The following is a 24,132-nucleotide window of genomic DNA, read 5'->3' on the forward strand; positions in this document are numbered from 1 at the left end:
TTATTTGGATATTGTCGTCGAGTTGTGGCAACATAATTTGCAATTCGCGCAAATCATCTCTGGATGCTATTGTGTGTATGGGTTTCAAAACCCCGCCATTCCCCGCGACAGGGTAACGTCGCTTTGTTGGAAACTTCAGTGAAAAAGAATTTTGGCTTTATATGTCAAGAATTCCCCGCGACAGGGTAACGTCGCTTTGTTGGAAACAAAGAACGCCGCTTGGAGATACGCCTACTCCAAAAAATTCCCCGCGACAGGGTAACGTCGCTTTGTTGGAAACTTTGAGTACGTCTAGCTCTACTTCATCACCTGCCTTATTCCCCGCGACAGGGTAACGTCGCTTTGTTGGAAACTGTTCCCTGATAACTTCTTCACTATTCCCCACCAAATTCCCCGCGACAGGGTAACGTCGCTTTGTTGGAAACTCATCCCCTTTTTCCCAGCGCCCATCGCCTGAATCATTCCCCGCGACAGGGTAACGTCGCTTTGTTGAAATAACAAAACAAATAACCGTCAGCGAATAGTGCCAAACATCCCTGACGGTTTTATAGTGGTTATCAATCGACTTGCAATGTCATTGCATCGACTTGTAATGCCATTGCATCGACTTGCAATGCCATTGCATCGACTTGCAATGCCATTGCATCGACTTGCAATGCCATTGCATCGACTTGCAATGCCATTGCATCGACTTGCAATGCCATTGCATCGACTTGTAATGCCATTGCATCGACTAACAATGCCATTGCATCGACTTGTAATGCCATTGCATCGACTTGCAAAAATTAACTTATTTGAGAGCAACTAAATTTATTTATGGGGTTTGCCTCCCCTGCCTCCCCTGCCTCCCCTGCTCCCCCTGCTTTCTCGTTCACTTATGCCTCTGCGTCCACCAGACAATGCAATCACACAGCGAAATCAACACCGCCAAAGCCACACGCTGATCTGCTAACTCCATCTGCCACAATTTCTCACTCATCGCCTGCACCGCCTTCACATCATCCGCGTTAACTCGATCGTTCGGCAACGTTACACCAGCCTGCTGCATAATCCTATCTAGAACATCCCAAGTTTCTTGCCAATATTGGGACTTGTTCGGCTCCTTTTTCTGAAGGCGTAAATGCTCACCCCAAAAGCGTTCCAGTCCGTAAGCAACAGCCATTCGCATTTTATACGACTGGTTGAGAGAATTTTTATCGCGCAGTTTTGCAGCTAAAACTAGCTTTTGCGCTTCTCGATCTAAACCGTAAGAATGCCAAGCCATTATAGATAATCTCCTCCCAAGGTGACACGACAACGACCAAACCCGATTGATTCCAAACCGCCAAAATACAGTTCGCTGGATGCAGAATTACCAAAAGGTTTCCACCCCTTTTGCTTCAAAGCGACGGGAAACACTAAAACGCTACCTTCTGGCAAAGCTTCCACATCAAAAAACGCTCCCTTTTTCACCTTTTTCTGTGCATCTTCCAGTGCAACTCGACTTTGGCGATAGAGTGCCATGTCGTGCAGAATCGCAATATCGTTATCTCCCACCACCACAAGGTTAGATGCTGGTAAGTCAGCACCGATTGGTATCCATTGTGATAAATCGGCTGATTGTTCTATCTCCATAAATCCCAAGTTGAAAAATAGGATTTTGCGATTAACTCCTACCTGTCTCCCTTGGAGAGTTTTCGGTGCAGTGTAAGCAGCCGGAAGTTCTGCCGAAATTCCCGCAATCATTTTGTATCTTTTTAATAATCTGGGACAAGTAATCCAGACAACGGGTTGACCGGGACAAAACACTGGCAACCACACTAAGGAGGCATATTCAAACTTTACCAGTGCTTCAGTAGTGCCGCCGTCTTCTCGCCCTTCGACAACATGATGTCCATACCATTTGGCTTCTAGACTTTCTTCGTTAGCACGCATATCGGCACGGAAGCGACCGCGAACTGAACTACCAGGAACAATCCCTGTTTGGGTAAACTGATCTCGAAAGATGAGATTGAGGTTGCCTGTTTCTTCTCCTGCACTAGCGCCCACATGCAGGGGTGCTAAAGTTTCGATGATGCCGTAGGCTTTGTGATACATTCATTTAAATCCTATTTGATGACTTTGGATAACCTCACTTCCATTCCTCTCCGCTTTTAGGGCTACGGTGTACACATCAGTCTGAAATAGCTGATTAACCACGGTTTTACCCCACCCTAACCCTCCCCTTATAAAGGGGAGGGAACTAGATTGATTTCTTGTTTCCCCCCTTAGGGGAGAGAACTAGATTGATTTCTTGTTTCCCCCCTTAGGGGAGGGAACTAGATTGATTTCTTGTTTCCCCCCTTAGGGGAGAGAACTAGATTGATTTCTTGTTTCCCCCCTTTATAAGGGGGGATTAAGGGGGGTAATAGGACTTGTGTGTACACCGTAGCCTTTTAGAGGAGAGGCTTTGAATTGGGGGTTAGGTTTCGCGCTGTGAAAAGTCAGGAAGTAAAGGAAGTGCCAAACCGCATCCCCAGCGTTTGAATGAATAGCCTTCTGTGGGAAACCAAGATTCTGACCATTGATGCCAAGGTTGATGCAGTGGTTCTTTGAGAACGTAGACACTACCAGAAGGAACGGCGTAACGTCCGCGAGAGAGGCGTTTATTTTTGCCCTTACCGCCTAGCCGATACCGAAAAGGTGTAGGGCGTTCCGTGAGAAAAGCTTCTATCTGCCAAGTGGGTTTCCAGTTGTTATCCTCATAAATCATTGGTTCTCGGTAAGAAAGACGATTGGAACCCCAAACTGCGGGGGTTATCAGGGCGAAGTGTTTGCCGAGTGGTTGATTTAACAACTGTTGAGTTGATTCGGCAATTTCCTGACAATGCACATCTACTATATGTCCCTCACCACCGAAGCGATACCAGCCATCAGCTAAAGGTATGTTACTGAGGTAGATTAAGCAGGCTTCAGGATGCATCTGCACGGCGTTTTCTAAAAAGAGACTGCCTTGGGTGCTGTCTGTATCAACTTTGCGCTGATTCAGTTCCATTCTCGGATGCAAGTGCGGCAAGAATTCCCAAGGATCTTGATGTACTTTTTCCGGTTTACACCAAGTATTAAGCGCAATCCAGTGATTTCCCTTGTCAAACTTGCCGCTTACCGATTCACCTGTTTCTGTTAGCCATTCCTGTGTTTCAGAATACCAACGCAATTGGTGTATTTCCCCCTGTTTCACCAAAGAACTAAAGGGTATGGGGACGTAAAAATTTTCTGGTTGCTGACTAAACGCCCAAAAAGGCCCAGCGATTTTCAGAGAAGCGATCGCTTGTTCGTCTAAACTGGCAGCATATAACCCCGATACTGTAGCAGCACTGGGGGGAAAGCTGATACCAGAACGCCCAACTAAATTCTCTGGTGAAAGGAACCTACCTGCACTGCCATACAGCAATCCCAGAGGTTCAATAATAATTAGATATTGGAACATATAGCGATCGCTCGTTTGTATGCAATAGACTTTGACCTCTCTCCAAACCTCTCTCCTAAAAGGAGAGAGGCTTTGAATCTTACTCCAAGGAATTAATGAACTATGAACTTTTCAGATTTGACTCTCCTAAAAGGAGAGAAGCTTTGAATCTTACTCCCCTTCCCTCATAGGGAAGGGGTTGGGGGTTAGGTCTCTGTTATACCCTGACATCAGATGAAACCCAACTTTAGCAAGGTTAATAATCCACTCGTTGAGACTTTGATGCTTGTCTTTACAGTCTTCCTGACGATTTCCCAAAATCCCAGTTTTGCCATCACAGTCCCACAAGTGTTTCTCCAAAGTGGCGCGATTATCTTCACCAAAGTAAACCTCAAACATTGCTAAAGCTACTTCTGATTGATTTCCCTCGAAGGCGTGACGCGATTTCAGCACGGCGACATCATTATATATATGCGTCCAATTTTTCCCCTGGTTGCGATCGCCATAACTCTCTAAAACATCTTCCAGAAACCACCAAGGGCAAACCCATTCCATCCAGTTACCACCATTGAACAGGATTCGCAAGGCAATGCGATCGCGTCCATGATTCTTTGCTGATTTCTCCGCTTCCCGGCAATGTTGCAATACATCTCGTTGTGGCACTCCATATCCTGCCCAAACAAAGCCGATGCTGACTGTGATTTCTTCTATTCCATGTCTACGCCACACTTTCTGAAAACGGTAGAACCAACCCAGGCATTCTGGGGCAGTTAATTCTGGTTCTGGGGGATTGCGATAAAATACTCCCAAAAAATCATCGCCGCCTGCATAGATAACTCGACCTAAACCTTCTTTTACAGAAGGTTTCAGGTAGTTCTCCCCCCAGTTCAGCATTGCCTGACTAAATTGATTAAGAATCTCTGCTTCACTTTCAGAAGATGAAAATTTTGTCAAGTATTTGCCGATGCTGTCACCGTCGCCTTGAAACCAGCCCGTCCAGCGTTTTTCTCCCAAGCGGTTGAGGTCGCGGAAGGTTTTGGGAATTTCCACACTGGGGAGTTGATTAGATGGAAGGTTGAGTTTATTGGCGATGACATCATAAGTAATCAGCCGCTTTATCAGTTCGGGAATGCTTAATTGCTCGTTTTCATCAACAAAGGCTTCACCCAAGGGTGTTAGCTGACGCAATTGAGTGTAAAAAGAACGGATTTGTTGACTTTCTAATGTTAAATTGCGTTCCTTTGGATTGCGATCGCGTCCCATGCCAAACCAGGCGATCGCATCTGCACCAGATAGAGTAGAACTTTCACCTTGCCAGTTGATGCCAATCCAATTGCGCGATCGTTTAATATTGTTCAGCTTTCGCCTGACATTGCCAATGCTATTACCTTGCTGCCAAAAGAATTCCCAAGCGTGATTTGTCCACAATTCCCAGTCTTGCCGCCATTGATACTCTTGTTTAATTTGGTCTACAATCCACTGCTGACAAGTGCGGGTAAGCATTTTCCAGGCATAGTTAAATGTAGCCGATGCCTGTTTGCGATCGAAATCACCTAGTATGATTATCTGGTTGGGAGTGCCTTGTACAACATTGATAATGGCTGGCGAGACAACCTGATAACCTTCTTTTTCGGCAGCTTTGCACACCGCACTGGATAAGTAGGAAAGGATAAATGAACTGCCGTATAAGTCTCGCAGTTTGCGGGATTTTTCAATGAATCCTTGAACGGGTGCAAAAGTGATAGCAGTATAAATGCTGTCTTTCATTGCTGGGGTTATTGCGGCTGGAATATTCGGAGCAATTTATACTTTAACAGGTGGTGGAAGTAGGGAATTCCAAGCAATTCAAAAGGCAAAAATTCGGTATTTTCTTTTGAGGGTGCGATCGCTAAAACCCTGAGAACCTCCTTCTATCCCGCAAATGGCTATTCTGGTATAGGTTTTAAGCTTCATAGCTGGTAATTTATTAAGAATTAATTGTAGTTATTTGCCGCAAAATTTGCATCTCACAAAAAATGGCTGTAGACTTGGCTTCGAGCAAGCCTTGCAGAAGCTAGCCCCTTGCGACAGGGCAAAGTCGCTTTGTTGGAAACCTTTGAAAGTACACGTAGTCAGTATGCATTTTGCCAATGCCCTTGCGACAGGGTAAAGTCGCTTTGTTGGAAACACAAATGTCGTGCCGTCGCCCATCTGTCCATACGACCCGACAGGTAAAGTCACCTTGTTGACAACACCAGAATAATTCAGCAACATAAAAAAGTCCGCGCAGGTAGACTTATTTGAACCCGCGTAGGCGGGTTTTGCTTGTGTAGCCATGATTTCCAATCGCTAAGGCTTCAAATAACTATCACAACTTATTTAATAAATGCGTACAATCCTCACAACAACAGGCACATCTCTGCTAACTAACACCGCCCGTGAACTCAACAAAAAAGCCGCATCAGTTACAGATGAAGAACTGCGGCATTTCTTTGAGCAAGTCGGAGCAGCTAAAGCCTCAGCCGAAACTAATTCCTTGCTGAAAATCGCCGAAAAAGATGATGAAATTGTTCTGCTATACACCACCACAATAGAAGGAGAACGTTGCGCCAAAATCGTCCAACAATATTTACAAAATCAAAATTGGAAATTTATTCGCTTAGTTCAATTACCCTTAGAGCAAAATGAAGCTCAGTTTGAACGCCACGGCTTGCGGGAATTAGTCAACATTTTAGTGGATGAAATTACTAAAGCTACAAACCAAGGACGAGAAGTAATTATCAATGCCACTGGCGGATTTAAAGCAGAAATTGCTTACACTACAATGGTGGGTATGATTTTCCAAGTTCCGGTTAAATACATCTATCAAGACTTTAGTCAACCGATTAACTTCCCAGTTTTACCGATTACCTGGAACATTGACTTTTTACTGGAATATGAACCATTTTTTAAGTGGATAACATCTGACTATCGCACTCAATTAGAACTAGAACAACGGCTAAAAGCCATTCCAGATCGAGAGCGGATTCTTGGAATGCTGTTACCGCCTGACGTTGATAATTATATCTTCCTTTCCCCAGCAGGTGAGATTCTCTGGCGACGAGTTATCCAACAACAACAAGCAGCAGAAATAGTAGCAGAACCTTCTGTTTCAGAAATTCCAATCTCAGAAAAAATCAGCAGTTCTGTTAAAAGTGTTAAACATCATTATCCGCAAGGAACTTTAAAATTTGCCGAAAACCTTGCTCAACTCGCTTTTGTAGAATCTGTTATTGGTGGTCATTTTGAAAACACCACAATGCGACGCATCAAAAGTGTGAATGATGATGGTTCGATTCGCCTGTTGTGGGCAGATAATCAAAAAGCAGTTAACATTACGGTTCAGACTACAGCACGGGGACAAGTTCAAACATTAAAAGTATGCGATTTTATCCGTCCGCTACTGGATGCTTAATAATTTACTGCGATCGCTCCAATAATATTGATGTAATTAAGCGAGATTCTCTTTGAATCTAAAAACTGCAAGTTAGTTATAAACAATATTAATTCAGTTAAGCATTTCTTCCTTTTCTTTGCGCCCTTTGCGCCCTTTGCGGTTCGTTAAAAAATTGACTTTCACAAAGAGTTTTAGCCTTAACTGAACCGTATTGATTAATATAGTATTTCTATTATTTTTACAAAAACCGGAATAAAAAAAAGGAGCCTAACTTAGGCTCCTTAATAAAAAACTGGTAATAGAATTGTGACTACTTAACAGTCACCTTACCGCCAGCTTCTTCGATGCGCTTCTTAGCATCTTCAGCAGCATCCTTAGCAATACCTTCTTTAACTGCCTTGGGCGCAGCTTCTACCAAGTCTTTCGCTTCTTTCAGACCCAAACCGGTCAATTCCCGGACAATCTTCAGTACGGCAATCTTCTTATCAGCTGGGACTGATTCAAGGATCACTTCAAACTCGGTTTGCTCAACAGCTTCTTCAGTAGGAGCAGCAGCAGCACCAGGGCCTGCGAACGCTACGCCAACGGGTGCAGCAGCACTCACGCCAAAAGCTTCTTCAATTTGCTTAACTAACTCAGAAGCTTCCAACAAAGAAAGGGTTTTTAGTTGTTCTAAAATTTGATCGGTTGTAGCAGACATTGATATAACTCCTGTAATTTTGATTATTTATTAGTCATTAGTCATTAGTCTTTAACTATAGACTTTTGACTTTTGACTGATGAACCACGAAGTCTATTCAGCAGCAGTTTCTGCGCTGCTATCAGCTTCAGTAGCGGCTTCGGTACTGCTATCTTGAACAGCAGCAGTTTCGGTGCTACCACCACTTTGCTCTTGGTCGGCCACAGCCTGCAAAGCACGAGCCAATGAACCAGGAACTTCGTTGATACCCACAGCAATCTTGGTAGCCAAGGCGTTGATAGCCCCAGCAATTTGGGCAATGAGTTGTTCCTTAGATGGCAAGTCTCCCAGTACCTTGACATCAGGTTCTTTGAGTAGGCGACCTTCCAGTACACCACCGCGAAGTTCTGTCTTCTTGCTGACTTTTTGGAATTCTTGGTATGCCTTAATTGCCGATGAAAAATCTTCTTTTACCAGCAAAAAGGCGGAAGAACCGTTGAGCAATTCCGACAAAGGCTGCCATTTTTCATCATCTTTAATGGCAATACCCATTAGAGTGTTCTTCGTCACCTTACAAACGGTGCCGCTAGGACGCAGCCGCCGCCGTAAGTCTGTGATTTCAGAAACTGTTAGCCCCTGATAGTCAATTACCAGTGCCAGAGTTGACTGACTCAAAGTTTCTTTGAGGTCAGCTACTATCTCTTTTTTATTTTCTAGTGTTCTACCCATTCCAATCTCACCTCCTTAAAATAATCGGTGAAGTGCCCTACTTGTACGTTTTTTCTAAACCTGAACCCAAACAACAAACCCCAGCTAATCTAGCCGGGGTCGAGTATTAAGACTCTTGACGCCATAGTTATCACACCTTGATGGGTGGTAATTCTGACTATTAGAGTTTTAACCTCGGCAGGATATTTAAGCTTTTAGCACCTGCTGTCTCCGGCTTTGCCTATTTAATTTTGTAATTTGTCATTTGTCCTTTGCCTTTACAAATAACTAATGACTAAGGACTAATGACTAAAAATTAACCAGCTTCGCTCAGTTTCAAATCTCGTAGGGCGGTGACATCAATTTTAATCGATGGCCCCATTGTGGCTGACACATAAAATGTGCGCCAATAACGACCTTTAGCCCCTGAAGGACGGTTACGGTCAATCGTCTCTTGTAATGCCTTCAGGTTGACTAACAAATCTTCAGGCGAGAAGGTTGCCTTACCAAACATAACATGGACAATACCAGTTCGATCGGCTCGGAATTCTAATTTACCAGCTTTGAATTCTGCGATCGCACTTCCTAAATCAAATGTTACGGTTCCACCTTTGGGCGATGGCATTAAACCACGCGGCCCAAGCAACTTACCTAGTTTTGCCACCTGTGGCATCACATCGGGTGTGGCAATCAGCTTGTCAAAATCCATTCTACCTTTCTGGATTTCGTCAATAAGTTCTTCTGAACCTACTATATCAGCACCAGCGTTGCTTGCTTCGTTGACCTTTTCGCCTCTAGCTATCACCGCCACCCGAACGATTTGTCCTGTACCTTTGGGCAGTGCTACCGTTGTCCGCAACTGTTGGTCTGTATACTTAGGGTCAATTCCTAACCGGATATGTGCTTCCGCAGCTTCAGCAAATTTAGCTGTTGCTGTGTCTTTGAGAAGGGCTAAAGCCTCTAAAGGTTGATAGTCCTTATCTTCTACTTTTGCTTGCAGTCCTTGCAAACGACGCGATATTTTTGGCATTTTGTTCTCCTGGGGTAATTCCGAAGCCTCGCCTCTCCCCCGATAATTTGTTATTTGTCCTTTGTCATTTGTCCTTTGTCATTTACCAATGACTAATGACCAATGACCAATGACTAATCCGTGATTGTTACACCCATATTTTTAGCCGTTCCTGCCACAATCTTCATTGCCGCGTCTATGTCGTTGGCGTTAAGATCGGGGAGTTTCGTTTGAGCTATTTCTTGCAATTGGGCTTTGCTAATTGACCCAACCTTCTTTTTGTTGGGTTCGTTCGAGCCTTTTTCAACTTTCGCCGCCTTCCGAATCAGCACTGATGCTGGTGGCGTCTTGAGTACAAATGTAAAACTCCGGTCTTCAAAAACCGAAATTTCTACAGGTATTACCATTCCAGCTTGGTCTGCTGTTTTGGCGTTGTACTCTTTGCAGAACATCATGATGTTAACGCCATGTTGACCCAAGGCGGGCCCGACTGGCGGTGCTGGATTGGCTTTTCCAGCATTCAGGGCCAGTTTAATGACCGCCACTACTTTCTTCGCCATTTGTATTTAACTCTGTTTCTCTACCTGATTAAATTCCAATTCTACTGGTGTATCCCTGCCGAAAATTGAGAGCAAGGCTTTAAGTTTACTCCGTTCTGGAGAGACTTCAATTACCTCGCCTTCAAAATCTTTAAATGGGCCAGAAAGCACCATTATCTTATCACCAGTAGCCATGTCAATTTTGAGAACCGGCTCTTGTTCGCTGGTTTGTTTGAATATGCGCTCGACTTCTGAAGAACTCAGTGGTATGGGGTTCACATGACCGCGACCCTTGCTGCTACCACGTTTTTGTTCTGAACCGACAAAATTAATTACATGGGAGGTGTTTCGTACTACCTGCCAGGTATCATCATCCATCATCATCCGCACTAGCACATAGCCAGGGAAAACTTTTTCATCTGTATGCTGGCGACTGCCATCTTTACGGATTTTCACCGCTGGCGTGTGCGGAATTTCCACTTGGATGATTTTGTCAGCTACATCAAAAGTTTGAATGCGTTGCTCTAAGTTAGTCTTTACACGCTTCTCACAGCCTGAGGCTACTTGCACTGCATACCAGCGTGCTTCTTTTGACGCTGCTTCTGCTGTTTCTGCTGTTTCCTCGGACTGCAACGTGGAGTTGCGAGGTTCGTCTGTTGCAAAAGTCATCAGAACACCTGTTTTGCTGCCCAACCAAACAATCCATCGACCAAGTATATCAAAGATGCGGAGAGTGCCACCATTAACAACACAGCGGCGGATTCGCTCACTATCTGTTTCCGACTGGGCCAAACTACTTTTTCAAGTTCTTCTCTGGTTCCCTGTATGAAGTTGCCAAAGCTAAACCCATTTGTGGTTTCTGGCAATTCTGCTTCATTTTTTTTGGCCACGACCGTTTATCCCCCCGTTTCTTATACAGCTATATACTGCTTAATTGTCATCTCGGTTTGCAGCTTCGACTCTATTTCACTTACTGAAAGCAAAACAACTGCAAATACAATAAGTTTACCCGAAATTATTAGCGCTAACTGCTATATTAGCAGCTGCGTAATTATTTCGGGCTTTGTTTTTTGCTCTTGAGCGCGCCCTGGAGGACTTGAACCCCCGACATCAGGTTTTGGAGACCTGCGTTCTACCAACTGAACTAAGAGCGCACAAGCTGTTTTTGATTCAGCCATTGCGCTGAACTAAATTTCAGTTTAACGCAATATGCGATTTTTATCATACCTTAATTTTGTCGGGGGAACAAGTCAGCGGCAGATGCCGCTTGAAGCTTGAGATTTCTCCCATATTTTTGAAGGACGAATCACAAAGGGCGGTCAAACCGTTGCTTGATTCGGGTTGCCTTACCTACGCGATCGCGGAGATAATACAGTTTAGCACGGCGGACTTTACCGCGACGTAATACCTTGATGCTGTCAATTCGGGGAGAATGCAACAGAAATACCCGCTCTACGCCTACACCTTGAAAAACCTTACGGACTGTAATAGTTTCGTTGATGCCGCCATTGCGCTTGGCAATCACTACTCCCTCGTAGGGTTGTACGCGGTATTTTTCGCCTTCCTTGATTTTCACTCCGACTTTTACGGTGTCGCCCACATAAATGTCGGGTAGATTGGATTTTATCTGTTCCGCTTCAATGGAGCGGATAATCTCTTGAGCATTCATAGTCTTTCTGTCTGCTTAAAAAAAAACTCACGATCATCAATGATAAATCGATAATCCTATTTCAGTCTACTTGTTGGGATTGATAATTTTACTGATACAACAGCCTAAAGTTCAAAGCTATATTGCAGAATGCTGTACCACTGGGGTGAAATTTATGAAATTTAGCGTCGTCATCAGTACCTATAATCGCTTGAACTTGCTGAAAAGAGCAATTGATTCGGCTCGTAACCAAACAATCGAGTGCGAGGTGGTTATTGCGGATGACTGTTCTTCTGACGAGACCCAAACCTATATTAAAAGCTTAGGGGATAAAGTTGTTTACCATCGTAACGAAGTGAACCTTGGTCATGCAGCAACCGTAAATGCTGGAGTTGCCAAAGCTAGCGGCGACTGGATTAAGTTTTTAGATGATGACGACTATTTAGCGCCTAACTGCATAGAAGAGATGGCAAAGGCGATCGCACTTCGTCCTGATGCTGTAATCTGCTCTTGTGTGGCGGCTCAGGTGGATGAGCATGAAGTTGAACTTTCTCGCACCCCCCAAGTTGGCCCTGGATTAGCTTTTTATATCCCACAAGCTGATATTCACTACGGGATGCTTTTGGAGCTTGTACCTTTTGGCACGCCTGTACAAGTAGCTTGCCGACGTGATGCTTTTCTTCAAACTGGTGGTTGGGACTCCACGCTTGATGCTAACTGTGATGACATCGATTCCTGGATTCGGATTGCCAAGTTTGGCGATGCTATTTTCTTCAACCAGTGTCTTGCTTACCGGACTATCTGGCCCGGTGCTTATAATCAAAAGTTTTCTTTGTCTCGGCGGTTGGCGACAAATATTTTGATGAAGGAGAAAATTTACGCCTTGGTAAATGACCAACATCGCTCAAAGATTCCCGTCTTTCAGGATATAAAGAATTATCTGAAACTTCATTGGATTTTAGTAGCACTGAAGCAAAAAAATCTCAAGAGTTTTCTGTCAATGATAGATCCTTCTATACTTTCTCCTCAGTCTTGGAAGTTTTTACTAGCTGCTGCTTCATCACGCCGCTCTCAGGGACAAAATTCTGAGGTTCGCAAACTTGTGTTAATTGAGTCTTAAGAACCTACAAGCATCAAAACCTTTAAAGAACTCCACAAAAATGAATGCCCAAGTTTTTTGTCATATCTTTACCCCTGAAAAAGTTAAGTATTTTCAAGGGTAATTGCAATATGCACAAGGTTAATAGCTACCTGAGAAGCAGGAGCATAAGGCACGAAAAACCCTGTGGAATTTTCCTGATTCCGAACTCCTTTTATCCCGATTTATTTAGCCGTTACTGAATAAGTCTTTAAAGCTAAGTGGCTGATTATAAACGCTCTTAGTCAGTAGCTAGTGTTAATTTACGCAGTACTGACTACTTTTGAGTTGTCGTTCAAGACCTCAATAATTATGTTGATTTATACTCAGTTACTTATCTTTATTTTTTATACATATCTCAAAGATTATGCGAATCATCCATATTTTGAACCACGTTCAAGAAATAGGTAACGGTATTGTGAATGTGGCTGTGGATCTGGCTTGTTTACAGGCTAAATCTGGTTATGAGGTAGCGGTTATTTCTGCTGGTGGTGAATATGAGAAATTACTAAATATATGTGGTGTCAAACACTACCAACTAGACCAAACTAGGAAACCAATAAGTATTATTAAAGCAGCTGTGCGTTACCTGGCGATCGCAGCAGAATTTCAGCCGGATATTGTTCATGCACATATGATGACGGGGGTCATATTAGCACGCATTTTTAAAGGGCATAAGTATGCTCTAGTTTCCACAGTCCACAACGAATTTCAGCGTTCCAGCCTGCTGATGGGTTTAGCTGACAGGGTAATTGCCGTTAGCAAGGCTGTGCGAGATTCTATGGCAAGGCGCGGGATCGCAGAAAATAAGTTGCGGGTAGTATGTAATGGAACTTTGGGCAGCCCCCGCACGCGACAAATACAAGATTATCAAGCTTTACCATTACAGCGTCCAGCGATCGCAACTGTAGCCGGAATGTATCAACGCAAGGGAATTGCTGAGTTAATCGCTGCCTTTGCACAAATTGCCTCAGATTTTCCCCAAGCACATCTTTATTTGGTAGGAAATGGCCCTGATAAACAGCTATTTGAGGCCCAGGCACAAGCAACTTCTGTAAAAGAACGCATTCATTTTGAAGGCTTCCAACCCGAACCTCAACGCTATCTCATATCTTGTGACATATTTGTGCTAGCTTCCCACCGCGATCCTTGCCCACTGGTACTTTCAGAAGCTAGGGAAGCTGGAACTGCCATCGTTGGCACTCAGGTAGATGGGATTCCTGAAGCTTTGGACAATGGGCAAGCAGGTATGTTAGTGCCAGCAAAAGATAGTAAGGCTTTGGCTGGGGTTTTAGTACAATTACTGAGTAATGCCGATATGCTCCACGAATGGAAACACCGGGCAAATCAAAACCTTGAGTGGCTGAGTGTTGCCCGCGTCCATCAGGAAACATTGGTAGTGTATCGTGAATTAATTACAGATTAACAGTGTAGCGATCGCTTTAATTTTAAAGCTACACCTAAAGTGCCAAAGACCAGTACACCCAAAACGTTAGTTGATTCAGGAACAGCGGTGTAATAAGCGGCCACTCTAATCGGCCCATCTTTATCCACTTGCTCTGCTGGCACTGCTGGAATTATTCCAGCACCTGGCGCTAAGTTGGGCTGGGTAGCGAATGGATTGTAAAACAGGGTTCCGTTTGGGATTACGCCACCACTAAAAGTGATGAGGTTATCTTTTACGGTAACGTCTGTAAAAATATTCTTTAGTTCGGGGTTACTAGAGTAACCAATCTTGCCATCTCCATTAACATCTCCCCACTGCACCGACTCATTATTTAATGCTGGAGTAGAATCTGGATTATTATAGGACAGCGTTTTTAAATCAAAGACTAAGCTATTTATGTCGTACCCGGTAGCATTTATAAAGTTATTAGCTACATCTGGAACACCATATTCTATTACTTCCCCTGGTTGATAGTCTGTAAGGGTTCTTGGTTTTTTTGTGTCGAGTATGTCTTGATTTGTAGCCGTCACAATGGGTTCTACCAAAATGAAGGCTCTCGCTGGTGTCAAAGACAAAAAACTAATTCCTGTTGCTCCTAGAACAGACAAGGCTATTTTGGTTGCGATCGTAGTCATATTTCTGTCCTCTTCATATTGATTGAGAGAATGCTATACCCTATGGGTTAAATCAAACAGCTAAAGATTTGTGCTTAAGCTGCTATCTACTTGCTGGATAGATAAACAGTTTAAGTCTGCCTTCATGCATAGTTGACGCTTACTCATCGGTTGAGATATAGAGCAATTTTTATAATGCTTCATCACTATTAACAAGTAATTTTACGCAATCTTTATAAAAAATATAAATTAGAACTTATGTGTTGACAGATTAGACAATATGTGGATGTGAAAAAAGCTGATTAATAATATTTCTAAAAATTTTTGCAACAAAACAAATTAATAGGCTGTAGAGGCACACAGATGTATGCCTCTACAGCCTATTTGTATGAGGATTTTTGTGAAATAGTATGGAGAGCGTGATTTTGTATTAATCCTTAGCAGGGATTGATAAGCTAATTGTCATTCATTTTTCCAGAATGATTGGCTCGTAGTAAACGGCTCCATCTCTGGTCTTATGAAATCTAAATGCTCATTAGCTTATAAATTTTTTCGTAAATCCACGCAACCGGATTAACACTGGCTTCGCCCAATTTACACCTAGTAAATCGTGCAGCAGAATATAAAAACAGGGGATGATAAATAATGTCAGCATTGTTGCGATCGCCATCCCAAAGAAAACTACAATCCCTAAAGGCTGCAAAAATTCAGAACCTTCGCCAATGCCCAATGCCAAAGGAAACAGTCCCAAGATAGTGGTGACTGTGGTCATGATAATTGGGCGCAAGCGTTGAGGAGCAGCTTTCATGATGGCAATTTGGCGACTACAACCTTCTTCTTCCCGAATTTGGTTCGCTAGTTCTACCATTAAAATCCCTGCGTTCACCACAATTCCCACCAGCAGCACGACGCCAACAATTACAGTTGCGCCAATTGCAGTTTTGGTAATGTAAAGTCCAAAAATTCCCCCAGCTAATGCTAGTGGTACGGTGAACATAATTACCAATGGGTCAATTAGCGAATTGTATTGTACCGCCATAACGACAAAGATTAAGAACGTTGCCAACGCCCCCAAAGTTTTTAAAGCATCCTGAAGTTGTTGATTAGTTTCTTGGGCAGAACTAGGCACAATTGAAACCCCATCAGGTAAGTCTACATCCTTGAGTACCTCGTTGACTTCTGCGATCGCTTCACCAAGACTAGCTCCTTCGCTGAGATTTCCCGCCACAATAAAAGCTTGACGCTGATTAATCCGTTGCACCTCACCAGGCGCTTGACCTTCTTGAATGTTCGCAACATCTGAAAGGCGGATTAGCTGATTGTTTTCTGTAAATAACGGTAATTGTTCTAGCTGGGAAGGACGCGCAATTGCTTCCTTATTTAGCTGCACCCGCACATCAACTAAACGATTACCGCGTTGAATTTGCGTGGGAACTGAACCTTCAATTGCTGTTTGAACTGTTGCACCAATTTGTTGAGCGCTCAACCCTAAAGCTGAAACCCTTTCCCAGTCGGGGCGAATTTGGATTTCCGGTTGTCGGGGGTCGGCATCTGGCCGGAACGTTGCTAATTTTGCCCTTTCCTGCAATGCTTGCAGCACTTGTGCGCCTGCTTGCGTTAAGTTTTCTTCATTCTCACCTTGCAGAATCACGTCAACGTCTGACCCTTGCACTGGAGAATTACTCAAGATTAAACCCCGCACCTGACCAGGATTGAGGCGCAGCAGAATTCCTGCTAAGTTGAGTTTGTTAAATTCCTGAGTTACTTTTTTTACGAAGGCTTCGACATCTGTGCCTGGTTTTAGATTGATTGTGCTACTGGCGCGTAAAGGATTCTCTGTAGTATTGCTGCCAAATAAACTACCCCCCACAGTTGTGAAAGCAGACTCGGTTTCTGGTTGTTTGAGCAAAATGTCATCGACAATTTGCATAACTCTTTCAGAAGTTGCTAAAGGTGTACCGGGAGGAAACTGCGCTCTCAAGTTAGCTTGACCAGTACTGATCCGGGGTAAAATTTCTTGGGGAATTTGACCAAACATAAAGAAACTGCTGCCGCCTAAAATTCCCAAAGCAGCGATAACGACGAGGAGTCGATAGCGTAAAACCTTGGTTAAGAAGTTTCCGTATCCCCGCGTCGCATCTTCAAATCGGTGATTAAACTGTCTAAGCAGCCAAAATTCACTAATCCGACTAGACCAGCGAATTCCCAAGAGTCGAGAAGACAGCATCGGTACTATTGTGATGGCGACGACAAGGGATGCTGCGACTGCGAAGCTAATTGTCAGAATCAATTCATTAAATAGCAGTGCAATAAAGCCGCCAATTAAGAGGAATGGCACTACAGAAACTAAGTTGGCACCTGTAGCAGCAACTAAAGCAGATTCTACTTCTTGGGAAGCTGCGATCGCACTATCAATAAAGAATCTTGAATTTCTCCTCTGCCCCTCTGCTCCTCTGCTCCCCTGCTCCCCTGCCTCCATCTCTCTCTGATTGGGAGTCATCCCTGTTTTTTCGGAAATGTTCTCCAAGATCACAACCGATGTATCAATTGCTTGACCGACTCCTAATGTCAAACCTGCTAAACTGAATACATTCAAAGTCAAGCCAAATATTTTCATCAGAGCGATCGCTGCCAGAGTACACAGCGGAATCGTCAAACTGATAATCAATGTTTGCCTGAACGATCCTAAAAATAACAACACTGCTGCCGCTGCTAATAATGCCCCAGAAATCCCCGAAAAGATGACATCATTTAAAGAATTACGGATGAAGACAGATTCATCTGTGGTGGGACTCAAGGTCATGTCTGCTGGAATTAAACCCGATTGCCGTAATTGTTCAATTCGCCGCTTAACAGCATCTACAACTGTGATTGTGTTGGCTTCAGGCTGCTTTTGAATTGAAAATTTCACCGCAGGCTGACGGTTGAGGTAAACAAATACTCGCTGTTCTTCTGTATCGTCAATTACCTCTGCAAAGTCTCGCAAGTAGACGCGGCGGGAAGGTGTAGGGGAGGCAGAGGAGGCAGGGGAAGCAGAGGAAGCAGGGGAGGCAGAGGAGGCAGGGGAGGCAGGGGAGGAAACTTCCAAGGAGAGGTTTTCAATTTCCTTGGCATTTTGGAAACGTCCTACAGTCCGAGTCAATGGCTCGGAAGTTTGCCCTAGAATCCGACCGCCAGAAGTATCTTGGTTACGGGCTGTTAGTTCATCTAAAACATCATTTAACCCGACACCCAAGGCTTGCAATCGGTTTAAGTCAACAAGTACTCGTACTTCTTCCTCAGCACCGCCAGATACATCAACTGAAGCGACTCCCGGCACGACACTGAGTTCACGCGTTAACTCTTCATCAGCAAATACGCGTAAATCTTTACCTTGTAACGAAGCAGATGTCAGTGCCAATTCATAAACCGGCAATTGGGAAGGATCGACTTTAAATAATCGCGGCTCCTCTATCGTATCTGGCAGTTGTCCTCGGCCTCGGTTAAAAGCAGCAGTAGCATCGTTTAGGGCTTGGTCAATATCGCCCCCTGGTTGGAAGTATAAATCGAGGCTCACTTGTCCTTCACGGGTACGGGAAAAAACTTGCACTACATTCTCGGTTGCCCGTAAAGCTTCTTCTAAAGGTCTGGTGATTTCATCAACTGCTACTTCTGGTGAAATACCAGGGGCTTCTAGCCGGACGCCAATTCGCGGATAGGTAATAGCCGGTAGCAGATCGACTTGGATAGTTGTGAGAAAAAATACCCCAATGACAATTACTGCCACGGTGAGCATGAGTGTGCCAATGTGTTGGCGGATAGCGATCGCACTAAGGCTAAATCCGCTATTGCCACTATTATTATTTGCCTGTTGCATGATACTAAGTGATAAGTGCTGACTACTGAGTACTTTTTTTCATTCGTGTGGTGGTTATTGCTCACCCTACTATTGCTTTTCTGAAAGAATTGAAAGATTTACAGTGTCACCTTCTTTTAACGGCTTACCACTACGAACAACATAGCGCTCTCCCGCTTGCAAACCAGATAAAATTTCCACTTTCCCATCAGCCCTTTTTCCCAACATTACGGCTCGTGCTGTTACCTTGGTTTTGCCTTCTGTGTCTTGGACAACAAATATTGTTCCACTTCGGTCTTGCGACTTTGCCTTTGCTATACCAGATGTGTTAGATGGGGAAGAATCTTGCCGTACATTTGTTTGCGTCTCCCCTGTACCCTTGGAATTCTTAGTGCCTGCTTGTTTCTGAATAGCTGTTTGCGGCACTAAAACCCGCTGTTGTGTCTGGTTTTCAAAATTGACTCGCGCCAATAGTCCGCTGCCAATCTTGCCCTGATTGTTGGGAATCACTACCTCTACAGGTATCAAGCGAGCTGTGGCATCAGCAGCTGGGGAAATGCGCGTAACTCTGCCAATTAATGTTTCGTTGGGGAAGGCATCTAAGCGCACTTGTACAGACTGCCCAACTTGAATCTGTGCCAGTTCTAATTCGGAAACTTGCACGACGACTTTGACGCGGTTAAAGTCGCCAATTTTTAAGACTTCGCTACCTGCTTGCAAAAGGTTGCCAGGTTCTGTCACCTTTTCTGTGACTATGCCAGCGATGGGGGATGTGAGTTGAGCGTAAGACCTGCGCTCTTTGGTTTGGGCAACCAATGCCTGCTGGGCAAGTACTCTACCTTGGGCGGCAGCGACGGCTTGCTGTTCTGTACGGACTTCTTCTTGAGCTGCCCGCAGTGCTTGGGCGGCTGTTCTTGCCTGGGTACGTGATTGCTGGGCAGTTTGTTCAGCGATCGCTCCAGCTTTGAACAACCTCTGCTGCCGTTCTGAGTCTGCCTGGGCTTGTACCACTTCTAGCCGCGCCCGTTCAACGTCTGCACGAGCATTACTTACCTGATTTGTTGCCCTAGCTACTTCTGATTTGAGGGCAGCTAGCTCTGCTTCTGCTTGCTTTAATTCGGTCGAAAGTATGGCAGCATCTAACTGCCCGACGTTTTGCCCTTGCTTTACCGTATCGCCTACATCAAGGTTTAAAGCCAACAACCGAGCTTCTACTTGCGATCGCACTGATACAATCCGAAAGGGTGTTGTATTACCTGTATATTCGGGTGGTTTTTCGAGCAAGTCAGTTCGAGCGATCGCCACATCTACAGCCGTTGCACCACCACCTTGTCCACTACCAGGACTCTGAGATTGTGCATCAGCTGGTTCTTCCTTGGGGAGTGCTCCACAATTCGCTATCAGCAGTCCTATCCCCAGCAAACAGGGAATCAATAATATTGATGTAAAAGGGGTAGACGCCTTTGTGTCAAAACTATTTTTTACATCTGCAACAGCCACATCAGTTGTCACAACTGAATCTAACTGGGTATTAATTACCTGGTTAGCGGCTGCGAAAGGTGAGATTTTCGCCTGCTTGTGCGGCTTATTTCTGTCCAAAATCATTTATTTTTCTCCTATTTGGGCAGTTTTTGGGATTAAATAGCCGTGCATTACCAAGTAATTTTGAGACATTATGACTAATGAAAAGCGGCGAGAGTCAATTAGCTATCTTCTTGCAGAATTTTGTATCAAAAACTACTTTTTATCACGAAAAATTCTCACCACTTTAACTCATTACACCGAGTATGCAGCTTTTTAGCTTTCGATGTAATTCTTAACTTAGTATAAATACTTTTAAATTTCTTGCAATCTGCCCTTAGTAGAAGACTTGCGTTACCTGAAGATAGTGGATTTTCACGCTCTTACTTCTAAAATTGGCAGTATCAAATAATTAATACTTGTGCTTACACAGGCATACTTACTATAGCAAAATGGCTAGTAATTTTTACGCTCGATCTAATATATTAAGAATAGTAAAGATAAATTGCATTTTTTGAAGCTGTAAAACTTCGATCGAGGAATTGCATCATATACAGCCAAGAAAAGGCCGATATCTACTACAGCCACCAAATATTAGGTGAGGAAAGTTACGAGTGACATCATTGCTAAAAATTGCACAAACCGCTGACGAATCCCAGATTTCCGAGTTTTTCCAGGAATCAGGGGGTAAGTGGCGATCGCAACGACGCTACTATACCCTCCCAGAGGGAGAAACTAAGGAAATGGAGAGTATAGTTACGATCGAGTTTCTCGATCGGGGCTGTGATGAATTGCAAAAGCTAGCTCAGATGCACGATTTGGCTGATATAGGTAGTTTGATCTGTGGTGCAGCAGTTACATGGGAAAGTACCGATCTGCTGAAGGCAAGGAAAGAGTCGCAAGGTTCAACGATATTTGGGGTTCTGGGAAACACTTTGTATCGCGATCGTGGTTTTGCCATATCCAAACCAGTCACCGCTCACTATTATTTCTCCAACCTTAAAACACTGTGTTTGCGAACTGAGTACAACGGTTCAGTATTTGAAGAAGAGTTAAAGCTAATTGGCAGCAAATACCGCACCAGACAGACCATTATCTCTCGTGCTGGCGAGCAGTTGATGATTGGTCAATATTTAGAAAAGAGAGTGGATTAGTTTATTGGGTGGGTGCGGTTCACTATACTTCACCGAAGAGAGCAGGGGAAGGAGGGGAAGCAGGGGGAGAGGAGAAATACCTCTCCTACTTAAAAGGTGACTGAGAGCAACTAAATTTATTCATGACAAATAGAAAAGATGTGTTTCATCGAATAGGTGCAAGAAATACTGTGTCCTTATTTGAGAGCAACTAACTTGAGTTATGGGGTTTGCTCCCCCTGCTCCCCTGCCTCCCCTGCTCCCCTGCTCCCTCTCCCTCCCCTGCTCCCCTACTCTCTTGTTCGCTCGTTTTGGATTAGCCACCAACCACCTAGCTACCAACTGCAAATATAACTTTTTATAACATTTTTTCAAACTTTCCCCAGAACGTTAGTTGGTATGTCATCATGGGAAGTGAAATGAGAATTAATTCGGCGACAGTGTTTGATTTTAGTATTGACAGGCTTTTCCCTTTTGGTATTACAGACTTCTCTCCGAAATCTAAATCTCTACAAACTTATGATTTTGGAGACATTTAATGTCAATTTACGTTGGTAACCTCTCCTATGAAGTTACACAAGATGCGCTAAGTGCTGTGTTTGCAGAATATGGTACTGTTAAGCGTGTTCAGCTTCCTACTGACCGTGAAACAGGTCGTTTACGCGGCTTTGCTTTCGTGGAAATGAATTCAGAAGATGAAGAAACAAAAGCCATTGAAGCCCTTGATGGTGCTGAATGGCTTGGTCGCGATCTCAAAGTTAATAAAGCCAAGCCCAGAGAAGACAGAGGTGGTTCCTTTGGTGGTGGAAACCGTGGCGGTGGTGGCGGTGGCTACAACCGTAACCGCTACTAAGCTCCATAAGCGGAAGTAACTTAATTTAATTTAGAAAAGGCTCAGGCAGCAATGCTTGAGCCTTTTTTGTAGCAAAACTTTACTTATGAATAGTACTCAGTAGAATGACAAGATCGTATCCGATTAGCTATGCAGAGTTGATAAAACTGCTCATCTGTAAGGTGAACGATTGGCTCCATTTTAAAAAGTTTAAAGTCACTTTAAAAATTTTAGTCTTTTCCCAGATTATCCAAAATCAAAGCACCCCAGCCCCAATGCCTCCCCGCAAGCGAGGAGGGAAACAAATGTACTAGCAAAAATAAGCTGGGTTGGAAATTGGCGATGATTAATTAATAATGAGTTGCCGACTTGCGATGATGCACGGCTGTAACGCCATCAGTATCTAACAATTTGCCATTTTCGACAGTGGCATAAACTAGCCAATGGTCGCCAGATTCCATCCGATTTTGTACGGAACATTCAAGATATGCTAGGGCATTTGTAAGTATAGGAGAACCATTTTCAGCTTCTTGGGCAGCGACATCGGCAAATCGATCTTGTCCGGGGCCGAATGGTTTGAGGAAGTGCTTCATCAATCCCAAGTGATTGCCTTCTTTGAGGATGTTTAGGACAAATTTGTTTCCTGTATGCGTCAGAGTTTCCACTGCGCGATCTTTAGCGACGGCTATGGTTAAACCAGGGGGACTAAAGCTAGCTTGAGACACCCAAGAGGCTAACATGGCACTGGAGCGATCGCCTTCTTTGGCTGTGAGAACACAAAGAGAACCGACAATTCGACCAACTGCTTGTTCTACACTTGTTGCAGGTTGACTTGGCGATCGCACTTTTCTGATTTTCTTCAATGCTTGAGCAAAGTCGGTTCCAGCTTCTTCACACAATTGTAAGGTGGCATCGTCGGGTTTGAATTTTACGCGGATGGTATCAAAACCAAACCGATAGCCAGCATCTTTTAATTTACCTTCAATTAAATCAACCGCTTCCCCACTCCAGCCAAAGGAACCAAAAGCACCAGCGAGTTTATTGTTAGTCGCGGTGGATAGGACAATTCCTAAAGCTGTTTGTACGGGTGTGGGTGCATGTCCGCCAAGCGTAGGAGAACCGATGATGAAACCACCAGCTTTTTCCACAGCCGCCCGGATTTCTTCTGGTTCGGTAAATTCACAGTTAATCGATTCTACGGCAACGCCAGCTTTTGTAATCCCACGAGCGATCGCTTGGGCTAATGTTGCGGTATTCCCATAAGCGGATGCATAAATTAACGCTACTGTCAAGTCAGCAGAGGTTTGCTGTTGACTCCATTCTCGATAAGCTTTGGTCAGTTCGATTAAGCCGTAGCGCACCAAAGGGCCGTGTCCATTGGCATACATTCGCACGGGGAAATCGGCTAGTTTATCCAGCGCTGTTTCAACCTGACGGGCGTGGGGAGCCATGAGGCAATCAAAATAATAGCGCCGATCTTCGTTATATACTTCCCAGCCTTCATCAAATACCTGATCTCCGCAAACATGGGCCCCAAATAACTTATCTGTATACAGAATTTCTGTTTGCGGATCGTAGGTGCAAAGTTGATCTGCGTAACGGGGATTGGGGGTGGGAATAAATTGTAAATTATGCCCGTTCCCCAAATCTAGAGTTTCTTCACCCCGCATGACAAGAATTTGCAAATCTGGATTTTCCAGCGCCCCACGTAAATTTATCGCCCCTGGATTAGAACAAACAAAAGTAATTTGCGGGGCAATTTCTAGCAAAGCTTTTAAAGTTGCAGCACGATTAGGATTTACGTGTCCTAAAATTACATAATCTAAGTCTTCGAGATGGAAACGTTGCTGCAACGCTTCTAAATAAATTTCCGTAAACGTTTCCCCTGGAGGATCGATAATGGCGGTTTTTTCGCTTTCTATTAAATAAGAATTAGCAGTTGTACCCTTGGCAAGAGCGTATTCAATTTCAAATCTCAGCCTTGACCAACTGCGCGATCGCAGTATCCTTGTATTTGTAGCTATTGGATAAACTTGAACGTCACGGGGTTTATTTGTTGGCATAGCTGAAACAATTTTAGATTTTAGATTGTTAATTAAAGATCCAAATTCTGGATATTAAGTAGGGACGGCTATACTACACTAATGCTTTTTTGAGTGGTTATGGATTTTGGATTATTAATCTAAA

General features: G+C 44.0%; 23 protein-coding genes, 1 tRNA gene, 1 CRISPR repeat array and 1 other annotated feature. Of the genes, 7 read left to right on the plus strand and 17 right to left on the minus strand.

Going from position 1 to position 24,132, the window contains the following annotated elements; genetic code table 11:
- Nucleotides 1-97: 97 nt before the first annotated feature.
- A CRISPR array of direct repeats spans nucleotides 98-498; the repeat unit is 38 nt; unit sequence ATTCCCCGCGACAGGGTAACGTCGCTTTGTTGGAAACT.
- Between the two features lie 59 nt (nucleotides 499-557).
- The 5 genes from V7L01_RS25315 to V7L01_RS25335 all read right to left on the minus strand — a co-directional run bounded on the left by V7L01_RS25315 (nucleotide 558) and on the right by V7L01_RS25335 (nucleotide 5,194).
- On the minus strand, nucleotides 558-767 hold the full coding sequence (locus V7L01_RS25315) for a hypothetical protein (protein WP_335039637.1): 210 nt from the start codon (nucleotides 765-767) through the stop codon (nucleotides 558-560).
- A gap of 104 nt (nucleotides 768-871) precedes the next feature.
- Nucleotides 872-1,264, minus strand: coding sequence for a hypothetical protein (locus V7L01_RS25320; protein ID WP_335039638.1), 393 nt, complete (start codon nucleotides 1,262-1,264; stop codon nucleotides 872-874).
- Nucleotides 1,264-2,076, minus strand: a complete 813-nt coding sequence (locus V7L01_RS25325; RefSeq protein WP_335039640.1) for an RAMP superfamily CRISPR-associated protein — start codon at nucleotides 2,074-2,076, stop codon at nucleotides 1,264-1,266. Before V7L01_RS25325 ends, V7L01_RS25320 begins: the two co-directional genes overlap by 1 nt.
- A gap of 364 nt (nucleotides 2,077-2,440) precedes the next feature.
- Entirely contained in the window at nucleotides 2,441-3,448 is a 1,008-nt protein-coding gene (locus V7L01_RS25330) for a type III-B CRISPR module-associated Cmr3 family protein (protein ID WP_335039642.1), read from the minus strand.
- A 150-nt stretch (nucleotides 3,449-3,598) separates the two neighbouring features.
- Nucleotides 3,599-5,194: a Cas10/Cmr2 second palm domain-containing protein gene (locus V7L01_RS25335; protein WP_335039644.1), complete on the minus strand. Its 1,596-nt coding sequence runs from the start codon at nucleotides 5,192-5,194 to the stop codon at nucleotides 3,599-3,601.
- Between V7L01_RS25335 and V7L01_RS25340 the strand changes: the two genes are divergently transcribed.
- Both V7L01_RS25340 and V7L01_RS25345 read left to right on the plus strand, forming a co-directional pair.
- Nucleotides 5,181-5,327 (plus strand): hypothetical protein, encoded by a 147-nt coding sequence (locus tag V7L01_RS25340; protein ID WP_335039646.1) that lies wholly within the window; start codon nucleotides 5,181-5,183, stop codon nucleotides 5,325-5,327. The genes V7L01_RS25335 and V7L01_RS25340 overlap by 14 nt on opposite strands.
- A gap of 465 nt (nucleotides 5,328-5,792) precedes the next feature.
- Complete coding sequence (locus tag V7L01_RS25345) at nucleotides 5,793-6,860, plus strand: putative CRISPR-associated protein (protein ID WP_335039647.1); 1,068 nt, start codon at nucleotides 5,793-5,795, stop codon at nucleotides 6,858-6,860.
- Nucleotides 6,861-7,152: 292 nt separating this feature from the next.
- Here V7L01_RS25345 and rplL read toward each other — a convergent pair whose 3' ends face one another.
- The 8 genes from rplL to rplS form a co-directional block, all read right to left on the minus strand.
- Nucleotides 7,153-7,542, minus strand: coding sequence for a 50S ribosomal protein L7/L12 (gene rplL, locus V7L01_RS25350; protein ID WP_335039648.1), 390 nt, complete (start codon nucleotides 7,540-7,542; stop codon nucleotides 7,153-7,155).
- A 93-nt stretch (nucleotides 7,543-7,635) separates the two neighbouring features.
- A complete protein-coding gene (gene rplJ / locus V7L01_RS25355) occupies nucleotides 7,636-8,250 on the minus strand; it encodes a 50S ribosomal protein L10 (protein WP_335039650.1) in 615 nt (204 codons plus the stop codon).
- A gap of 63 nt (nucleotides 8,251-8,313) precedes the next feature.
- Nucleotides 8,314-8,482, minus strand: a sequence feature (ribosomal protein L10 leader region).
- Between the two features lie 63 nt (nucleotides 8,483-8,545).
- Entirely contained in the window at nucleotides 8,546-9,259 is a 714-nt protein-coding gene (gene rplA / locus V7L01_RS25360) for a 50S ribosomal protein L1 (RefSeq protein ID WP_335039653.1), read from the minus strand.
- Between the two features lie 113 nt (nucleotides 9,260-9,372).
- Nucleotides 9,373-9,798: a 50S ribosomal protein L11 gene (gene rplK / locus V7L01_RS25365; RefSeq protein WP_100898684.1), complete on the minus strand. Its 426-nt coding sequence runs from the start codon at nucleotides 9,796-9,798 to the stop codon at nucleotides 9,373-9,375.
- A 6-nt stretch (nucleotides 9,799-9,804) separates the two neighbouring features.
- Entirely contained in the window at nucleotides 9,805-10,446 is a 642-nt protein-coding gene (nusG, locus tag V7L01_RS25370) for a transcription termination/antitermination protein NusG (protein WP_335039654.1), read from the minus strand.
- On the minus strand, nucleotides 10,446-10,667 hold the full coding sequence (gene secE, locus V7L01_RS25375) for a preprotein translocase subunit SecE (RefSeq protein ID WP_335039656.1): 222 nt from the start codon (nucleotides 10,665-10,667) through the stop codon (nucleotides 10,446-10,448). The genes nusG and secE overlap by 1 nt, the downstream gene beginning before the upstream one ends.
- A gap of 191 nt (nucleotides 10,668-10,858) precedes the next feature.
- Nucleotides 10,859-10,931, minus strand: a tRNA-Trp gene (locus V7L01_RS25380).
- Between the two features lie 152 nt (nucleotides 10,932-11,083).
- A complete protein-coding gene (gene rplS, locus V7L01_RS25385; RefSeq protein WP_094348921.1) occupies nucleotides 11,084-11,446 on the minus strand; it encodes a 50S ribosomal protein L19 in 363 nt (120 codons plus the stop codon).
- Nucleotides 11,447-11,600: 154 nt separating this feature from the next.
- On the opposite strand from rplS, the gene V7L01_RS25390 reads away from it, so the two are divergent.
- Complete coding sequence (locus tag V7L01_RS25390) at nucleotides 11,601-12,545, plus strand: glycosyltransferase family 2 protein (RefSeq protein WP_335039658.1); 945 nt, start codon at nucleotides 11,601-11,603, stop codon at nucleotides 12,543-12,545.
- Nucleotides 12,546-12,930: 385 nt separating this feature from the next.
- The gene (locus V7L01_RS25395) at nucleotides 12,931-13,989 is read left to right on the plus strand and encodes a glycosyltransferase (RefSeq protein WP_335039660.1); all 1,059 of its coding nucleotides are present in this window, start codon (nucleotides 12,931-12,933) and stop codon (nucleotides 13,987-13,989) included.
- Here the strand turns inward: V7L01_RS25395 and V7L01_RS25400 are convergent.
- From V7L01_RS25400 to V7L01_RS25410, 3 genes are all read right to left on the minus strand, one after another.
- On the minus strand, nucleotides 13,986-14,645 hold the full coding sequence (locus V7L01_RS25400) for a hypothetical protein (RefSeq protein WP_335039662.1): 660 nt from the start codon (nucleotides 14,643-14,645) through the stop codon (nucleotides 13,986-13,988). The genes V7L01_RS25395 and V7L01_RS25400 overlap by 4 nt on opposite strands.
- 514 nt (nucleotides 14,646-15,159) lie before the next feature.
- Complete coding sequence (locus V7L01_RS25405; RefSeq protein WP_335039663.1) at nucleotides 15,160-18,480, minus strand: efflux RND transporter permease subunit; 3,321 nt, start codon at nucleotides 18,478-18,480, stop codon at nucleotides 15,160-15,162.
- A gap of 69 nt (nucleotides 18,481-18,549) precedes the next feature.
- Entirely contained in the window at nucleotides 18,550-20,064 is a 1,515-nt protein-coding gene (locus tag V7L01_RS25410; RefSeq protein ID WP_335039665.1) for an efflux RND transporter periplasmic adaptor subunit, read from the minus strand.
- A 70-nt stretch (nucleotides 20,065-20,134) separates the two neighbouring features.
- Between V7L01_RS25410 and V7L01_RS25415 the strand changes: the two genes are divergently transcribed.
- From V7L01_RS25415 to V7L01_RS25425, 3 genes are all read left to right on the plus strand, one after another.
- On the plus strand, nucleotides 20,135-20,260 hold the full coding sequence (locus tag V7L01_RS25415; RefSeq protein ID WP_335039667.1) for a hypothetical protein: 126 nt from the start codon (nucleotides 20,135-20,137) through the stop codon (nucleotides 20,258-20,260).
- 334 nt (nucleotides 20,261-20,594) lie between these two features.
- Nucleotides 20,595-21,134, plus strand: a complete 540-nt coding sequence (locus V7L01_RS25420) for a phycobiliprotein lyase (protein ID WP_335039669.1) — start codon at nucleotides 20,595-20,597, stop codon at nucleotides 21,132-21,134.
- 517 nt (nucleotides 21,135-21,651) lie between these two features.
- A complete protein-coding gene (locus V7L01_RS25425) occupies nucleotides 21,652-21,966 on the plus strand; it encodes an RNA recognition motif domain-containing protein (RefSeq protein ID WP_335039671.1) in 315 nt (104 codons plus the stop codon).
- 329 nt (nucleotides 21,967-22,295) lie between these two features.
- Here V7L01_RS25425 and V7L01_RS25430 read toward each other — a convergent pair whose 3' ends face one another.
- Nucleotides 22,296-24,008, minus strand: coding sequence for a diflavin flavoprotein (locus V7L01_RS25430; RefSeq protein WP_335039673.1), 1,713 nt, complete (start codon nucleotides 24,006-24,008; stop codon nucleotides 22,296-22,298).
- Nucleotides 24,009-24,132: the final 124 nt, after the last annotated feature.

Source organism: Nostoc sp., assembly GCF_036917095.1.
Classification (GTDB): Bacteria; Cyanobacteriota; Cyanobacteriia; order Cyanobacteriales; family Nostocaceae; genus Nostoc.

What these genes read in the sequence shown, in the direction of transcription:
- V7L01_RS25340 (WP_335039646.1), top strand. Translation starts at nt 5,181, where the DNA reads ATGCTGTCTTTCATTGCTGGGGTTATTGCGGCTGGAATATTCGGAGCA.
- rplL (WP_335039648.1), bottom strand. Translation starts at nt 7,542, where the DNA reads ATGTCTGCTACAACCGATCAAATTTTAGAACAACTAAAAACCCTTTCT.
- V7L01_RS25415 (WP_335039667.1), top strand. Translation starts at nt 20,135, where the DNA reads ATGACTAATGAAAAGCGGCGAGAGTCAATTAGCTATCTTCTTGCAGAA.
- V7L01_RS25430 (WP_335039673.1), bottom strand. Translation starts at nt 24,008, where the DNA reads ATGCCAACAAATAAACCCCGTGACGTTCAAGTTTATCCAATAGCTACA.
- rplK (WP_100898684.1), bottom strand. Translation starts at nt 9,798, where the DNA reads ATGGCGAAGAAAGTAGTGGCGGTCATTAAACTGGCCCTGAATGCTGGA.
- V7L01_RS25395 (WP_335039660.1), top strand. Translation starts at nt 12,931, where the DNA reads ATGCGAATCATCCATATTTTGAACCACGTTCAAGAAATAGGTAACGGT.
- V7L01_RS25320 (WP_335039638.1), bottom strand. Translation starts at nt 1,264, where the DNA reads ATGGCTTGGCATTCTTACGGTTTAGATCGAGAAGCGCAAAAGCTAGTT.
- V7L01_RS25345 (WP_335039647.1), top strand. Translation starts at nt 5,793, where the DNA reads ATGCGTACAATCCTCACAACAACAGGCACATCTCTGCTAACTAACACC.
- nusG (WP_335039654.1), bottom strand. Translation starts at nt 10,446, where the DNA reads ATGACTTTTGCAACAGACGAACCTCGCAACTCCACGTTGCAGTCCGAG.
- V7L01_RS25330 (WP_335039642.1), bottom strand. Translation starts at nt 3,448, where the DNA reads ATGTTCCAATATCTAATTATTATTGAACCTCTGGGATTGCTGTATGGC.
- rplA (WP_335039653.1), bottom strand. Translation starts at nt 9,259, where the DNA reads ATGCCAAAAATATCGCGTCGTTTGCAAGGACTGCAAGCAAAAGTAGAA.
- V7L01_RS25390 (WP_335039658.1), top strand. Translation starts at nt 11,601, where the DNA reads ATGAAATTTAGCGTCGTCATCAGTACCTATAATCGCTTGAACTTGCTG.
- V7L01_RS25335 (WP_335039644.1), bottom strand. Translation starts at nt 5,194, where the DNA reads ATGAAAGACAGCATTTATACTGCTATCACTTTTGCACCCGTTCAAGGA.
- rplS (WP_094348921.1), bottom strand. Translation starts at nt 11,446, where the DNA reads ATGAATGCTCAAGAGATTATCCGCTCCATTGAAGCGGAACAGATAAAA.
- V7L01_RS25315 (WP_335039637.1), bottom strand. Translation starts at nt 767, where the DNA reads ATGGCATTACAAGTCGATGCAATGGCATTGTTAGTCGATGCAATGGCA.
- V7L01_RS25410 (WP_335039665.1), bottom strand. Translation starts at nt 20,064, where the DNA reads ATGATTTTGGACAGAAATAAGCCGCACAAGCAGGCGAAAATCTCACCT.
- rplJ (WP_335039650.1), bottom strand. Translation starts at nt 8,250, where the DNA reads ATGGGTAGAACACTAGAAAATAAAAAAGAGATAGTAGCTGACCTCAAA.
- V7L01_RS25325 (WP_335039640.1), bottom strand. Translation starts at nt 2,076, where the DNA reads ATGTATCACAAAGCCTACGGCATCATCGAAACTTTAGCACCCCTGCAT.
- V7L01_RS25400 (WP_335039662.1), bottom strand. Translation starts at nt 14,645, where the DNA reads ATGACTACGATCGCAACCAAAATAGCCTTGTCTGTTCTAGGAGCAACA.
- V7L01_RS25405 (WP_335039663.1), bottom strand. Translation starts at nt 18,480, where the DNA reads ATGCAACAGGCAAATAATAATAGTGGCAATAGCGGATTTAGCCTTAGT.
- V7L01_RS25425 (WP_335039671.1), top strand. Translation starts at nt 21,652, where the DNA reads ATGTCAATTTACGTTGGTAACCTCTCCTATGAAGTTACACAAGATGCG.